This is a genomic window from Shewanella sp. T24-MNA-CIBAN-0130 (genome assembly GCF_040310185.1).
Lineage (GTDB): Bacteria > Pseudomonadota > Gammaproteobacteria > Enterobacterales > Shewanellaceae > Shewanella > Shewanella psychromarinicola.
Map to the genome: position 1 here is coordinate 25963 of NZ_JBEOPP010000024.1, position 14299 is coordinate 40261.

Genomic DNA, 14299 nt, shown 5'->3' on the forward strand with positions numbered 1-14299 from the left:
AATATTCTATCCTCTGCTAAAATTAGTGAATAAGCTCTAATGCAAGCGGAATACAACATATCGTGATGATCGCTCGCCACAAGTATGATGTGTGATACAGACTTGTGGCTGCTGGTTTAACACCAAAACTCATTTTCAGTAAAGTCGAGCGTTTTACAATCAGCATCCCTAACCAACAAAGAGTAATTGTTAGTATTAATACAGCAACCCCCTCCAAAGCTATTGGTATTCGAAAACCTGATAACGTGTATGCCATTACAATAATGATGGTTTGATGAACGATGTAAACTGGAAATACCCATCGATTAAGTTCGCTAACAATGCGGGATTTTCGATTTAGATAACGACTAGCAATAGCGAGTATCGCAAGCACAGGCATTGTTTTCGCGCTAGCATAGACAATACCGAACATCATCGCTGCAACATCATCGTTTTCATAAAGTCCGGTTTGCCAAATATAACTGAACCCAAATTGAAGTGCCATAAGTGATATGAATGCGAATAGTGTTATTTCTATCCACGATGCGCTCAATTTACTCCAGAATGAACCAATACTTCCCAGACAAAAGCCCACTAAGAGTAATAGTAAACCGTACATTTCACGAACGGCATCCCCAGTTAGCAGAGTGTCGATTAACAATGTCGAAGCGATTAGCATAATTGAAAGCGCTAACAGTTTGTTACTGGCAAAAACTACAGCCTTTTGAACCCACTTTTTTATAAGTAATGGAGAATGTTTGCATAAAAGCGTGATCAGCAATAACGCCATACTGTTCTTCCACAACGAACGTAAAAACCAAAGATGGTTTACATCAACATGAGGCCAAATACCGCTTTGATAATCGTCAAAGTAATTGAGGGGGGCAACATAGAAGGCGTAAACGAACGGCCAGAAGTCTAAAGGCATTTTGCCAGCTTGTTTCATTTCAATATAAAGCTGTGGAGGTACAACAATCAGTACACCAATTAATAATGGGAAAAGCAGTTGAAGGCTTCTGCTCCACAGTAATTTTCCGCTGGTTTCTTTGAGTAGCATAAATCTCAATGCGACACCTGATATGAACCATAACAGCCCCATTCTCCACGGTGACAACGTAAGCATTAAATGCTGCAACAAAGTAGATTGCGATTCATGTTTGAAATGAAATCCCCATTCCGGCACATACACCATGCCAGTGTGGAATAGAACCAACAATCCGATGGCTATAACTCTCAACCAATCTAAATGATGCAATCTATTTGATTGATTTGACTCTTTTTCATTTAATAAATCCATAAGTAATCTCTTGTATATGGTCTAAACCTTCTGCACACTATATCTCTATTGGATGTATGGATTTACCGCTATTCCATTGAAAATAAATGAATAAGTGATAAGCGGTGGAATCTAGGGATAAGAGGAAGCGCTTTAAGATGTTATTTACCAAGCTGCATTATCAAAATAATAAAATCAGTTATGAAGCATTCATTTTATCTGTGTATTTCTTTATTAATGCAGGAATAAATTCGACATCAGTCCTGATGGAATCCAAGCGCGATGGCATTGCAAACTTAGCTAATTGGGAACCGTTTGTTTGGGAGTATTCAAGCGCTTTATCATCGTTATTGCTATTGCCCCTTGTCGCTATTTTTATGACCAAGTATCCGTGGCAATGGAAGCAACCTAAATGGTCATCGTTGCAATATTTAACCGCTGCTGTTGTTTTCTCAATGGCTCATGTCGTTGTTATGCTCGTTTTGAGAGAGATAAGTTACCAATTTTCTTCGCTTGAATATGATTTTGCAAAATCAATATCTGAATTCAGTTACGAACTTATTTATGAGCTTCGAAAGGATGTTTGGAGTTTTTGTTCATTCGTCATTTTGATCTCTTTTTACCGACAAATCATTCAGCAATGGTTGGGTGATGCGAGCTGTATAGACATCACTACAAACGCCAGTAGCAAGCTGACAAAGCACTTACTGGTGAAAAAGTTAGGCAAAGAGTTCTTGATTAAAACTGAGCAAATCGAGTGGATGCAATCAGCGGGTAATTACGTCAATCTGCATATTGGTGATCAAGTTTATCCAACCAGAAGTACACTGGTTGAATTTGTGGCCAGTGATCCGACAAACTCGCTATGCCAAATACACAGATCATTAGCAATAAATTTAAACTTTGTACATTGTATTGAGCCGCTTGCTAGTGGCGACGCTGAAATCACCATGCAGTCTGGACAAACACTTCGTTTATCTCGGAGATATAAAAACTCATTTAAACAGCTAAAACAGTCGAATAATTTTGTAGAATAATTGAATATAGGGAAGCATAAACATCGGTAATTTTAGAGAATAAAAATTTTAATATTATTAGGTTTAGGAAGTATTTTTTCTAATAAAAACCGTCGGCGGCTAAACTTCACTCTAACTTGAAATTGTCGGATAGGCGGCACTTGTTACCAAGTACCGCCCTCCTAAGAACCGTACATGCAACTTTCACTGCATACGGCTCAAGCCTCCACTAAGGCGTGTTCTGTTACCCAGCACCCTATATAGCAGCCAAGACAGGATCAAACCAAGAGTTTCTGCTTTCCTTTACCCGCTTGCGCTTACCTAAGTAAACTTCATATTCTGGGTCGTAAGGCGTCGCTGCACTCCTGATTTTCACATGTCTTTTTATCGGCGTTTGAGCTATCTGAACCAGATTAAAATGGCAGTCCATGTTGGCAATCTTCTGCCAGCCGTGGAATTGCCACCCACCTATGCGATTCATGTAGTATTTTCGACGTACCCAGTCTTTGCTTTTCGTGGGGTGACGCCTTACCGCCCATCGCCATAAAAGCCAGAAAAGTTGATGGCCTACATAACCGAAAACTTGCTTTGCAACACTGTGGCGATAATAGTTCGCCCATCCTCTCAGTTTCGGATTCAATATTTTGATTAAATCATTAACAGGTATTGTGGGATGTTTTCTGATGAATTCACGTAGATTGCTCAAAAATAATAGAACGTTGCTCTTGCTCGGTTTAATGAGCAGTTTGCCTTTGTACTTCCTGATATTGAATCCCAGAAAGTCAAAACCATCATTGATATGAGTAATGTGTGTTTTCTCATCAGAGAGTGTTAAGCCCCTTTCCTGTAGAAAGCCAATGAGTTGCGGCTTGATTTCATTAACTAGGACTTCTTGCGAAGAACCTGTGATGACAAAATCGTCTGCGTATCCGATAAAGTTGACTCTATTCCCTGTTTTACAGGCAATAGACTTAACCAACTGTTCTAACCCAGCCAGCGTGAGCAACATCAGCGTTGGGGAGATTATCCCACCTTGTGGTGTTCCTTCAGCTGTTTTATAGAACAATCCTTTATCAATATAACCACATCCAAGCCATTGTTTCAGCATTCGTTTATCTAATTGAATGTTGTCGATAAGCCATTGATGACCAATCTTATCGAAACAGGCTTTGATGTCACCCTCAAGAACCCATTGGCTAGAGCGCTTCATACATAAACATTTGAAGCACTGTGCAATTGCATCTGCTGCGCTTCGATTAGGTCGAAAGCCATAGCTATTGAGGTCGGCTACCGTTTCCGAAATAGGCTCCAAAGCGAGAAGATGAAGCGCTTGCTGCGCTCTATCTATCATGCAGGGTATGCCTAAAGGTCTGAGTTTGCCGTTTTTCTTGGGGATGTAGATACGCCTGAGCGGTTTGGCATGATAGCCTTTTCGACTCAGTTGATTCACCGCAGTCATACAACGAGCATCAGTGTTCCAAATGATGCCGTCAATTCCTGGTGTTTTGCTGCCTTTATTTTGAGAAACTCTTTTAACAGCAAGCAATTTTGCTGATGTAGAGTGGGTGAGTATCCACTGCAATGCTTTCGACTTACCGTGTTTACCTTCTCGGGTTGCTTTTGCAATGCGCATTTGAAGCTTTAATACATGTTGCTTAACAGCCTTCCAGTTAATGGATTGCCATTGAGTGCTGTCAGAAGAGGCACTAACTTCGTTTGAAGCCATCATTTGCGTTTCTCCTTGAATAAAGTTCTTCAAATCATCTTGCAACGGGAGACCAGCTAGAAGTCAGCTCGCTTTCGCGCCAGATAACAACCTGTATCCATATCATTACAATGCGGCATTTGCTTTTTCTAGCCTCCTTTACCTGCATTACTATCGGCAGTCTTCGCAGACCACTTTCCCAAAGGGAGCAATACAGGCTTACCCTGTTCCGTATGTCACGCAACGTCAGGTTAGATGCCCACTATAGTGCGGAGAGCGTATCGATCACGAAAGAATACTGGACAATTTCTTTCCAACTCTCATTGCCATTTTGGCCACAGCGTATAAACCACTTCCGCTGTTTCTCGTATAACGCACCTTACATGGATTCACTTACGTTCATCATACTGACACCCTAGCACTTACCCGATTTGTGGTTATCAGGAAGAACATCCTCTCACGATTCTGTTCCCATTCGGCAAAAGCCGAATATCGTTACATTGTCAGACTCGCTGCTTTATTCAGAGTCTTAGGGGCACCTGGTGATACAGATGGTTCACTCTTATCGCGGTGAACAGCGCTTCATACGACCTCAGGTCGCACGTCCAGAAACGAGCTAGTCGTGATCTGCCTTTATCACTACGAGCAAACATTGATGTAGTTGAATTGACTTTGTCTGCCAAACATATCGATGAAAGGCTTATGCTTATTGTCTCTGAACAGAAAGCATTAATCATCGCAAGTGGTGCTAATCTATTTAAGCTACTATTGATTAAAACCACAGCCTGATCAAAATCACAGCCGGACTTAAACCACAGCAGGCTATAATAGTTAGTTTAAATGTTAGTATTATTTTTACTCAGTAGCGTTAGCTGTTCACTCTTTTTAGCAGGAACACCGTCATGGCATTTAATGATTTATTTAGGCTCAGTTCTCATGCGGTGATCACCAATGATGATGGGCAAGTTCTATTATTAAAAGCCAATTACGGCGATAAGCATTGGGGCTTACCGGGCGGTGGACTTGACCCTAATGAAACCATCCATCAAGCATTACAGCGGGAATGCCAAGAAGAATTGGGTTGTTCAGTTACGGTCAATTATCTGTCTGGGGTCTATTTTCACCGTGCGTATCAATCACAAGCATTTATTTTTCGCTGCGAGCTACCACAAGGATCGGAAATACACTTAAGTGATGAACACAGTGAGTACGCTTACGTTGCTGTTACTGAATTATCGACGATTCAGCAACAGCGAGTAAACCAATGTTTAGCGTTCAGTGGTGTGGTTTGCAGTGCGGCTTTCTAACGCGGCTTTATGCCATGTTGTTAGCATTTGCATAATATCAACAGAGTCGCTGAGCTGTACCAAAGGTCTAGGTACTGTGTATTGTTTAGTTTCTAATGCGTTAAGCACAGCTTCTACTTGATAGTAAAAGCCATTGCCTTTGGCTTCAACGTTTACTAGTTCAGCTTGTTGCTCATATAACCTAACGGTAAAGTGATTGTCTTGAGATTCTGGTAACCAAGGGTTTGAGGTGAACTCAATACTTCCTAAGCTGCCCAAGATAGTAAAGCCTGCGTGCAGACCATAGTCTTCAGCGGTGTGAAGATGACATTGCACCCCATTGCTGTAACTGACGATGGCAGTCGATTCGCAAATATTACCGTCTTGACCACGTCTTCCAGTCGCTTCAATGTGGTATTGCTGGCTCTGCTCTGTGCCAAATTGCTGTTGCATCACTAACTGTATTAATGATGCTGGGTAACAACCTAGGTTAAACAATGCACCAAGGCTAGCGGGGTTAACAAACTGGCTAATGGCAGCGCAATATTGGCCGCGGATACTTTTTACTTCACCTATCACACCAGTGGCTAATGTTTTGCTTAGCTGTTGCATAAATGGATGAGCTAAGTACATTAAGCCTTCAAGGAAAAACACTTTGTTTTGTTTTACAGCATCCAGACTTTTTGCAGTTTTTGTCATGTCTACTGACAATGATTTTTCACATAAAATCGCTTTGCCAGCATTAGCCGCTTTTACCACGTATTCATGATGTAAGTGATTTGGCAGGGCAATGTATATAACATCGACTTCAGGGTTGTTGATTAACGCATCAAAATCAGTAAATTGATGTGGAATTTGATACTGGGTCGCAAACTCTGCCAATGTTGTGGTGTTGCGTCCTGCCACGCCATAAATTGTACTTTGACCTTGTGCTTTAATCGCATCGGCCATTACCCCAGAGATAAAACTGGTGCCTAATATTGCCCACTTAATTGATTCAGACATTGATTATCCCTCAGTCGTTAATAGTTGATAGTCAAATGCTTGCTTTAAATCGGTTAACGCCGATTTGATAAATGCCTGAGTATGTTCAGCTGCAAAGTGGGCATCAAATGCTGCTTGGTCATCATAACGTTCCCAAAACACAAATTGCTTAGGGTTGGTTTTATTTTGCAGAGCCATTGCAAGTGAGCAGCCTGGTTCGTTGTTCATATCTGCACAAAATTGACGGACAGCTGCGATTCCTTGTGCCAATGGCACTTGGTCTTTAATGTGAATTTCGGCCGTGATAAACACGCCTTGTTGATCCAGTTTGTTATCCATATCGACCCCTTAATAATAATGGGGCATCGTAAACCAGTTCTGCGTAAGGCAAAATGGCTTGGTGGTGTTTACAGAAAACACTATAGGTTTATAATTAAGGCTGGTTTAATGAAGTATTAAGGACATTCGGTGGATAAATTAACCGCAATGCAGGTGTTTAGTCATGTGGCTGAGCAGGGCAACTATGGTACAGCTGCGCATAAATTTAATATCAGCCGGACTATGGTCAGTAAACACATTAATCAGTTAGAGGCCTACCTTGGGGTTAAGCTGATTAACCGTACTACTCGTCAACAAGAATTAACGGAATCGGGCCACGTTTATTACCAAGAATGCCAGACAATCTTGATGGCTATTGAGCAAGCTGAAAATACCCTGCAGTCGATGAATTCGACGCCCAAAGGCACCATTAGAATTAATGCGCCAGTTAGTTTTGGCAATATTGTGCTGGCACCGATAGTGAATCAATTTTTGCTGCAATATCCGCAAATTGATGTGGAGCTACGGCTTGATAATAATCTAATCGATCCCATGGTAGATCATGCTGATGTGGTGGTAAGGATTGGCACTCTTGATGACTCCGCGCTAATTGGCAGGCATATTATGAATTATGAAATGGTATTTTGTGCTTCACCTCACTACTTAGCTCAACACCCGCCAATAGCGTCAATTGACGATTTACCTCATCATGATTGTTTAGGCTTTAGCTATTCAAAAAGTGCTTCATTAGCGGGTGCCCATAGCCAGTTGTTTGGTAAACGCAGCTTTAGATTGTTGTCCAATAGTGGCTTGGTATTAATCCAAGCCGCGATAGATGGATTGGGTATTATTTTACAGCCACAGATAGTGGTGAAAGAGGCAATTCAAGCTGGATTGTTGACAAATGTCAGCGTATTAATACCTCCAGATGCGATGCCAATACACTTATTATATAAAGACAAAAATCTGCCGTTAAAAACCCGGACCTTAATTGAATTTATTATTCACCAACTCGAATGATGAGATTTGTGCATTATGGACATCGCGCATTATGACTCGGCAATCATGCCTTTTAAGACGATATTGTCATAAGTGACAAAACCTAAAATTTCACCCGCTTCAATCACAGGTGCTTTGTTAATATTAAAGCGTTCAAATAGCCGTGCGGTATAGCGAACATCCATGTCAGCAGACAATGACAGCACTGGCTTTATCATAATTTCGTAAATATTGGTGCGTGCAGGAGACTTGTCTTTGGCTAACACTTTTCGGGCAATATCGCTCATCAGTACCATGCCATATTCGTCATGTTCATTGCGTTTATTCACCACTAAAATATTGACCTTTTTACTGATGGCCACTTGTATTGCTTCTGCTACTGTGTGCATTCCGTCAATCATAGCGTAATGGTTATTCATCACATCGCGATTGCGAATAGGGAGTTTGTTGCTCATATTTGATCCTCAATATCTTTACTCAATTTTTCAACTTGATGGGCAACACCAACCGCATCTTCGACATCAATTTGAATCGCAATACCTTTGCCCGAATTGGTGTCAAATTCGCCGACTTGAGCAATCGTTTCTAAAATATAGCGGCTCATGTGTTCTTCTACCAGCCATAAAATAACATCACGTTGGACATCGAGTGTTAAGCCCATAAAGGTTTTCTTCTTTTCTAGACCTTCGCCGCGGGCATGATTAATGACAGTTGCACCTGTGGCTCCGGCAATACGCGCTGCATCGAGCACTTTGTCGGTGCAGTCGTCGTCGACAAAGGCAACAATTAATTTAAAGCGCATAGGTTACTCCTTAGTGGCTTTTCGTTTTGATAAATAATCAACCACTTGGGCGTAACCCATAACAGTGATCATTGGAAATAAGCTGGCAAAGGCAATTAAACCAAAACCATCAATTAATGGATTACGACCTTCGACATTGGTGGCGAGTCCAAGCCCTAACGCGGCCACAAGTGGTACCGTGACGGTAGAGGTGGTTACGCCTCCTGAGTCATAGGCCAATGGCACAATCATTTTAGGGGCGTAAAAGGTTTGGATCACCACCACCACGTAACCGGCCATAATGTAATAGTGGATGGGATCGCCTACCACAATACGAAAACAGCCTAAAGTAATACCGATAGACACCCCAAATGCCACCGACATTCGTAAGCCTTGAATTCCTATGGTGCCACCAGAGACTTGGTTGGCTTTGATTGCCACCGCAATTAATGACGGTTCTGCAATAGTGGTGCTAAAACCAATAGCTGCGGCAAATACATATACCCAAAAATAGTCTTGCCATATAAACGGTGCATTGCCGCCATCGGGATGCAAAAATTCGCTGGTGGTTAATTGATTTGCCATGCTTTCCCCAATGGGGAATAAAGCAAGTTGTAAACCAACTAAGAAAAAAGTAAGTCCAATAATGACATACACAAAACCGAGTAATACTTTACGCCATTGGCTAATAGGGCGTTTAAGCACGCCAAGTTGAAAGCCAAATAAAATCACCGCAATAGGGATGACATCACGGGCGGTCAGTAATAGGGTGGTCATCAATTCATTCAGCAAAAGAACTCCTTGTTCTATTAGCTATATCGATCACTGCAAAAACACCATGCCGTACAGCAACACAAAAATCATTGGACTCAGGCTTGCAAAAGCAATTAACCCAAAACCATCGATCATTGGGTTGCGGCCCTTGATGACACTGGCTAGACCCACACCTAGTGCGGTAACCAATGGCACGGTAATGGTTGATGTGGTGACGCCGCCAGAATCATAAGCTATGCCGATAATGTTGGCGGGCGCAAAGCTGGTGAGGATCATCACTAACACGTAACCACCAATAATAAGATAATGAATTGGCCATCCCTTAAGGATGCGGATCACGCCAAGCAGAATGGCCAAACCAACCGAAATGGCGACGGTTAATCGTAAGCCCATGGCATAAGAACTCATGGCTTGTTCATTTGACTCTATCGCGCCAGCGTTAGCGGCAACTTGTGCGGCTTCGTTTGCCACTGCCGTGAGGGCTGGCTCTGCTAATGTGGTGCCAAAACCTAAGGAGAAAGAGAATATGACTAACCAAAACACACTGCCTTTTCGCGCTAACGCTTGAGCTAGAGATTCGCCAATAGGAAATAAACCCATTTCTAAACCAAAGACAAAAAAAGTCAGTCCCAACACAATAAACACCACACCAACAAGAATAGAGCCCAGTTCTGCTGGCGCTTGATGCAGTACAAATATCTCAAAAAAACTGACGACTAAAATAATGGGAATAAGATCTTTAAAACTGCTGAGCATAGCATGGAGCAATTTTGCGATGGCTGACATCTTGTCTCCTGTATTGACCCTCACTGGGATAAAAGATAAATGAGTCATATATTCAGTTTGCCTAATGATAGATATTTCACAACGTATTGTTTACAATAATGTTCATTAAGTTGATGTGGGTCATAAAATTGATTCAGACTGGCTTGAAAATTGTTAAAATAGACTGAGACCAATGCGCTGCTTAGCGGTAAATGGTTAGAGAGAAAGACTTAGGGATAAAAAATAAAAAGGATTTAGATGACGATGAAGACAATTTTACGCTTATCAATTGCAGCGGCTTTTATGACCCATGTTGCCTACGCTGTACCAACCGATATCGATGGTTTTTCACAAGCTTATCAACAGTACAATCTGTCTGTTAACAGCAATAACAACCAAGATACGCTGAAATATGCACAACAAACCTATGCATTAGGCCAAGTTAAATTTGGCAAGGACAGCCTTGACAGTGGCAAGTTAGCCATTAATTGGGCCAATGCCCTAGTGAATGAGTCAAAGAGAAATCATAACGGTCGTATTATTGAAGATGCCGCGACGCTCCAGGCACAAAAGTTATTTGAGTCAGCGTTGAGGGTATATCGCAATAATGTTGCTGATAATGATATCGCTCTGATTGATCCGTTAGTGGGGTTAGCTCAAACGACTGCAAATGACAAATATGCTAAAGATCTTTTATTTGAAGCTATCAGCGCCGCTGAAAAAGCGGATAATTTATTAACGGTTGCTGAAGTTAAACTCATTGCGTTCCATCGCTTATCGGGTACCGAGTATTATACGCGTACCGTGAGAAGTTTTGTCATGGATGCCAATGATATCTATGTCAATAAACTACCTGAAAATGCGATTAAACGCGTCAATTCAACCTATCTAGTTGGGGCACTTTATGCGGCAATGAACCGCCCAAATGATGCAACGCCGCTTTTACTTGAAGTGATTAAACAATATCAAGCATTGCCTTATAGTCATCCATATGAACTTCATGCCCATGCATTGTTAGTGACACTTTACGAACAACAAGGCAAAAGCAATAAAGCCACTGAGCATTGTGTTGCCATTGGTAAAATGACCCCATGGGATGACCAACAAGAACAAACGCCGTTATTTAGAAAACCACCTAATTACCCTCGGTCATATGCCGAAAGAGGTAAAGATGGTTGGGTGCAAGTTGAGTTTACGGTTGATGAACATGGCTTTGTTAAATCGCCTGAAATTATTGACTCCAAAGGCGGGTACCAGTTTGAAAGAGAATCGATAGAAGCATTAACGCAATGGCGTTATGCGCCTAAGTTTGTTGATGGCAAACCTACATCCGCAAAGTCGAAGGTACAGCTTGAGTTTACCCTAGGTTAATCATTTATCAGTTTGTATTGGTTAACCTAACCAATACAAACTGAGCATGCCTATAAACACAATAACTAAGGTCGTCTCAATCAGTAACTGGCTTTGTTGTAGCTGTTTTTTACCCTGTTTTAAAATAGTCACCAACTGGTTTTGTTTATAGATCCGGCATGATACTAATTCTGTTTGTGGATCGACAACTAATTGAAAACGGCATTTCTTACCATTATTCAGCAAGACATCATGCATGCTTTGCAAACCAAAGTTGAACTTGCGTGACACCATCTTGCCATTAATAAATACCCGTTCTAGCCCGCACCAATTACTCGCTTGTAACTCAATATTGTCTTGATTGAGATGGTAAGTAAACTTAGTCATAATGCCGTCCTTATCGCATGATAGTTGCGAGCCCTGTGTGTAATCTAAGCAGAGCAATGTGACATTTTCCAGTATAGAAATATGAACAATTTACTAAATCAAGCTATCTAGTTGGCAAGCTTAATAATTTTTATTTTTTTAGGATTTGTTGCAAAAAAGGTTTCTGTCTACATTTCAACATTAGGTGTTTATGATAAATGATGCAGAGTATGGCAGAGTATACCGGCTAATATTTGGGCTAAAATGGCTAAAACTTGGGTGAAAATGGCTAAAAACACGGCCACATATACAGTCAAAAGTGTGACGTTAGCAGCCAGCGTATTTTTAGGTTAGATAAGGTTTAGCAGATAAAATCGTGATCACTTACCTAAGGCAATAGGCATTCAATAGATCTTTCCAAGTAATAATGCCCACAATGGTGTTGTTGTCTAATACGGGTAAACAACCGATATCGTGGTCTAAAATCAGTTTGCTGGCTTGGTGGATGTCGCAATGGGGGGCAATGGTGAATGGATTGTGGGTCATGACTTGATGAACCCTTTTTTGCAGGGTTTCTGTGTCTCGAATTAACTCGGCTGCGGTCCCTATATTGGGACTGAGTGCACGTAAAAAGTCTCGATAAGACAATATGCCACTCAGTTGCTTATTATCAACCACCAGTAAGTGATGGAAGCTAACATTATCAAAAATTTCTTTGGCAAGTGTCAGTCTGTCATCCATATCTATGGTAACCACTCGAGTGGTCATGATGTCCGCGATGCAGATATGTTTGGCCGCATTATTCGTTAATGTCTCTGTCGACATTTCGGTAGACGTTGTCATAAGCGATCCTCCACGTATTTATTCTTTTATATCAGACAAATATAAATTTAACAATCATTTAACGCCTAATGACAACCACTTATTCAGGTTCGCAGCTTGTATTTGGTCAAGATGCAATTTTGTTTTCGGGTAAATGCCCCGCTAAGTATTTTTGATATTTAATCGGCTTTAATTGATGAATATCGACTAAGACTAAACCATCGATACAGTCACCAAATTCAGCATCAATACCAAAGTCGAGAAATTGCACGCCGTGGTTGTTACATAGCTCGCCATATTGCTTAAATAACGTCGGTACTGATACACCCATATTCGATAGCGTCCGTTTGAGTATTTTAAAATTCTCAGCATAGTCATCGCCATTAAATAGCTGGTGTAATTGATGCTGACGTTCGGTGGTGAATTGATATGAATTAAATGAAGTCGCTAAAACGTGTTTAGTGGCGAAATGATGTTGGTAAAAAAATACCAGCATCTCTTTGGCCGGTACCGGCAAGCTATCGCTTAGGGATACAGGGCCAAAGAGGTAACGATACTGCGGATTTTTAATTAAAAACGCACCAATACCTTGCAACAAATATTCTAAGCTACGGCGGCCCCAATATTTAGGCTGGACAAAACTGCGTCCAAGTTCGAGTCCTTGGTCAAAATAGGGTGCAAACGCATCGTGGTATTCAAATAGTGATTGGCTATACAGGGCATTTTTACCAATGGTTTCATGGAGTATTTTGGCACTGGCAAAACGGTATGCCCCGACAATCTCTAATTGGTCTTTATCCCATAACACTATGTGAAAATAGTGATTATCATACTTGTCGGTATCACGACGTTTACCGGTACCTTCGCCAACGGCTCTGAATGCGATCTCACGAAGCCGACCAATCTCACGCATAACTGCACTGCTTTGAGTATGCTTATACAAATAGATTTGTTTGTTGTCTTGGGTTTTGCCTAATAGTTCGCATTGTTGTAAAGCTTGTTGTAATTCACAGCGTTTTTCTGGATGGGCAATGGCATTTTGGGTGATAAATAATGGACTGCGATTTTTACCTATGCGGTATAAATGATTTTTAAGCAAATTCACTTTGGTTTTAAGCGGAAAATCTTGAGTGCTGACCACTTCTTTAGCGATCAGTTGGCCAATTCGCACCGGCATCACATGATCCATTTGTTTGAACATTTCTTTAATCAGTAATAGCGTTGCCAATGGCTTGTAAATCATTGAGGCGCCATAAAACGTAGCAGAGTTTTTTGCGTCAACGAACATCGGTAAAAGGGGGGCATTACAGGCGCAAGCCATTTTTAAAAAGCCGCTGTGCCAATGTAAGTCAGTAACCCCTGTTGGGCGTAAACGTGACACTTCACCCGATGGGAAAATCAATATCGCGCCTTCATTTTTAAGATGATGATGGATTTCATTTAAATGTTGTTTAGGTGTACCGCCAGTCATGTTACGTACTGGCAATAAAATGGAATGTAACGGTTTAATAGCCATTAACAGCTCGTTGGCGACCACCTTAATATCCGGACGAACTTGGCTAATTAATTTAATCAATGCTAATGCATCAAGTGACCCAATAGGGTGGTTAGCGTAAATCACCACTCGACCTTCAATCGGAATATTTTCAACTTCGTTATTGGGAACGCTGTAACTGAAATTTAAGCACGCTAAAATTTGCTCAACAAAATCGACACCGGATAAATGCGCGTGTTCGTTAGCTATGTCATTACACTGCTTTTCATGAAGCAAGTAACGTAACATGGCTTTAGTCGGCACGGCTAACCACGGCTTGTTATGCACATTTGGCAGGTTTTTTTCTACCACATTATCGACAGTAAATATCATATTTAAGCCTT

The 14299-nt window shown here is 41.3% G+C and carries 15 protein-coding genes; 4 read left to right on the top strand and 11 right to left on the bottom strand.

What is annotated here, in order from left to right; translation table 11 throughout:
* Positions 1-22: 22 nt before the first annotated feature.
* Positions 23-1276 carry an acyltransferase family protein gene (locus tag AAEZ02_RS11330; RefSeq protein ID WP_124013892.1) on the bottom strand — a complete coding sequence of 418 codons (1254 nt, stop codon included), beginning with the start codon at positions 1274-1276 and terminating at the stop codon, positions 23-25.
* A 137-nt stretch (positions 1277-1413) separates the two neighbouring features.
* On the opposite strand from AAEZ02_RS11330, the gene AAEZ02_RS11335 reads away from it, so the two are divergent.
* A complete protein-coding gene (locus tag AAEZ02_RS11335) occupies positions 1414-2292 on the top strand; it encodes a LytTR family DNA-binding domain-containing protein (RefSeq protein WP_124013893.1) in 879 nt (292 codons plus the stop codon).
* Between the two features lie 235 nt (positions 2293-2527).
* Here the strand turns inward: AAEZ02_RS11335 and ltrA are convergent, their stop codons facing one another.
* Positions 2528-4000: a group II intron reverse transcriptase/maturase gene (gene ltrA / locus AAEZ02_RS11340; protein ID WP_124693505.1), complete on the bottom strand. Its 1473-nt coding sequence runs from the start codon at positions 3998-4000 to the stop codon at positions 2528-2530.
* 878 nt (positions 4001-4878) lie between these two features.
* On the opposite strand from ltrA, the gene AAEZ02_RS11345 reads away from it, so the two are divergent.
* Positions 4879-5283: an NUDIX hydrolase gene (locus AAEZ02_RS11345; RefSeq protein WP_124013894.1), complete on the top strand. Its 405-nt coding sequence runs from the start codon at positions 4879-4881 to the stop codon at positions 5281-5283.
* Here the strand turns inward: AAEZ02_RS11345 and AAEZ02_RS11350 are convergent.
* Complete coding sequence (locus AAEZ02_RS11350) at positions 5245-6267, bottom strand: Gfo/Idh/MocA family protein (protein ID WP_351074469.1); 1023 nt, start codon at positions 6265-6267, stop codon at positions 5245-5247. The two genes, AAEZ02_RS11345 and AAEZ02_RS11350, sit on opposite strands and share 39 nt — an antisense overlap.
* A 3-nt stretch (positions 6268-6270) precedes the next feature.
* A complete protein-coding gene (locus AAEZ02_RS11355) occupies positions 6271-6585 on the bottom strand; it encodes a putative quinol monooxygenase (RefSeq protein ID WP_351074471.1) in 315 nt (104 codons plus the stop codon).
* 129 nt (positions 6586-6714) lie between these two features.
* On the opposite strand from AAEZ02_RS11355, the gene AAEZ02_RS11360 reads away from it, so the two are divergent.
* Positions 6715-7584: a LysR family transcriptional regulator gene (locus AAEZ02_RS11360; protein WP_351074473.1), complete on the top strand. Its 870-nt coding sequence runs from the start codon at positions 6715-6717 to the stop codon at positions 7582-7584.
* 29 nt (positions 7585-7613) lie between these two features.
* Here AAEZ02_RS11360 and AAEZ02_RS11365 read toward each other — a convergent pair whose 3' ends face one another.
* Genes AAEZ02_RS11365 through AAEZ02_RS11380 form a run of 4 tightly spaced genes read right to left on the bottom strand, consistent with a single transcriptional unit; the run spans position 7614 to position 9904 of the window.
* A complete protein-coding gene (locus AAEZ02_RS11365; protein ID WP_335688912.1) occupies positions 7614-8018 on the bottom strand; it encodes a CBS domain-containing protein in 405 nt (134 codons plus the stop codon).
* On the bottom strand, positions 8015-8365 hold the full coding sequence (locus tag AAEZ02_RS11370; RefSeq protein ID WP_351123118.1) for a P-II family nitrogen regulator: 351 nt from the start codon (positions 8363-8365) through the stop codon (positions 8015-8017). The genes AAEZ02_RS11365 and AAEZ02_RS11370 overlap by 4 nt, the downstream gene beginning before the upstream one ends.
* A 3-nt stretch (positions 8366-8368) precedes the next feature.
* Entirely contained in the window at positions 8369-9121 is a 753-nt protein-coding gene (locus tag AAEZ02_RS11375) for a DUF1538 domain-containing protein (RefSeq protein ID WP_101034653.1), read from the bottom strand.
* Positions 9122-9166: 45 nt separating this feature from the next.
* Positions 9167-9904, bottom strand: coding sequence for a DUF1538 domain-containing protein (locus AAEZ02_RS11380; RefSeq protein WP_124013897.1), 738 nt, complete (start codon positions 9902-9904; stop codon positions 9167-9169).
* Between the two features lie 237 nt (positions 9905-10141).
* On the opposite strand from AAEZ02_RS11380, the gene AAEZ02_RS11385 reads away from it, so the two are divergent.
* On the top strand, positions 10142-11254 hold the full coding sequence (locus AAEZ02_RS11385) for an energy transducer TonB (RefSeq protein WP_351074476.1): 1113 nt from the start codon (positions 10142-10144) through the stop codon (positions 11252-11254).
* A gap of 21 nt (positions 11255-11275) precedes the next feature.
* Here AAEZ02_RS11385 and AAEZ02_RS11390 read toward each other — a convergent pair whose 3' ends face one another.
* The 3 genes from AAEZ02_RS11390 to olsF all read right to left on the bottom strand — a co-directional run bounded on the left by AAEZ02_RS11390 (position 11276) and on the right by olsF (position 14288).
* Entirely contained in the window at positions 11276-11620 is a 345-nt protein-coding gene (locus AAEZ02_RS11390) for a hypothetical protein (protein WP_124013898.1), read from the bottom strand.
* Positions 11621-11983: 363 nt separating this feature from the next.
* Positions 11984-12442 (bottom strand): CBS domain-containing protein, encoded by a 459-nt coding sequence (locus AAEZ02_RS11395; protein ID WP_335688908.1) that lies wholly within the window; start codon positions 12440-12442, stop codon positions 11984-11986.
* Positions 12443-12548: 106 nt separating this feature from the next.
* Complete coding sequence (gene olsF, locus AAEZ02_RS11400; protein WP_351123121.1) at positions 12549-14288, bottom strand: bifunctional ornithine lipid synthase OlsF; 1740 nt, start codon at positions 14286-14288, stop codon at positions 12549-12551.
* Positions 14289-14299: the final 11 nt, after the last annotated feature.

Bases quoted from the DNA above. Each gene is read 5' to 3' on its own strand.
- AAEZ02_RS11395 (WP_335688908.1), bottom strand. From the start codon at position 12,442: ATGACAACGTCTACCGAAATGTCGACAGAGACATTAACGAATAATGCG.
- AAEZ02_RS11385 (WP_351074476.1), top strand. From the start codon at position 10,142: ATGACGATGAAGACAATTTTACGCTTATCAATTGCAGCGGCTTTTATG.
- AAEZ02_RS11380 (WP_124013897.1), bottom strand. From the start codon at position 9,904: ATGTCAGCCATCGCAAAATTGCTCCATGCTATGCTCAGCAGTTTTAAA.
- AAEZ02_RS11355 (WP_351074471.1), bottom strand. From the start codon at position 6,585: ATGGATAACAAACTGGATCAACAAGGCGTGTTTATCACGGCCGAAATT.
- AAEZ02_RS11370 (WP_351123118.1), bottom strand. From the start codon at position 8,365: ATGCGCTTTAAATTAATTGTTGCCTTTGTCGACGACGACTGCACCGAC.
- AAEZ02_RS11335 (WP_124013893.1), top strand. From the start codon at position 1,414: ATGTTATTTACCAAGCTGCATTATCAAAATAATAAAATCAGTTATGAA.
- AAEZ02_RS11390 (WP_124013898.1), bottom strand. From the start codon at position 11,620: ATGACTAAGTTTACTTACCATCTCAATCAAGACAATATTGAGTTACAA.
- AAEZ02_RS11350 (WP_351074469.1), bottom strand. From the start codon at position 6,267: ATGTCTGAATCAATTAAGTGGGCAATATTAGGCACCAGTTTTATCTCT.
- AAEZ02_RS11365 (WP_335688912.1), bottom strand. From the start codon at position 8,018: ATGAGCAACAAACTCCCTATTCGCAATCGCGATGTGATGAATAACCAT.
- olsF (WP_351123121.1), bottom strand. From the start codon at position 14,288: ATGATATTTACTGTCGATAATGTGGTAGAAAAAAACCTGCCAAATGTG.
- ltrA (WP_124693505.1), bottom strand. From the start codon at position 4,000: ATGATGGCTTCAAACGAAGTTAGTGCCTCTTCTGACAGCACTCAATGG.
- AAEZ02_RS11330 (WP_124013892.1), bottom strand. From the start codon at position 1,276: ATGGATTTATTAAATGAAAAAGAGTCAAATCAATCAAATAGATTGCAT.
- AAEZ02_RS11345 (WP_124013894.1), top strand. From the start codon at position 4,879: ATGGCATTTAATGATTTATTTAGGCTCAGTTCTCATGCGGTGATCACC.
- AAEZ02_RS11375 (WP_101034653.1), bottom strand. From the start codon at position 9,121: ATGACCACCCTATTACTGACCGCCCGTGATGTCATCCCTATTGCGGTG.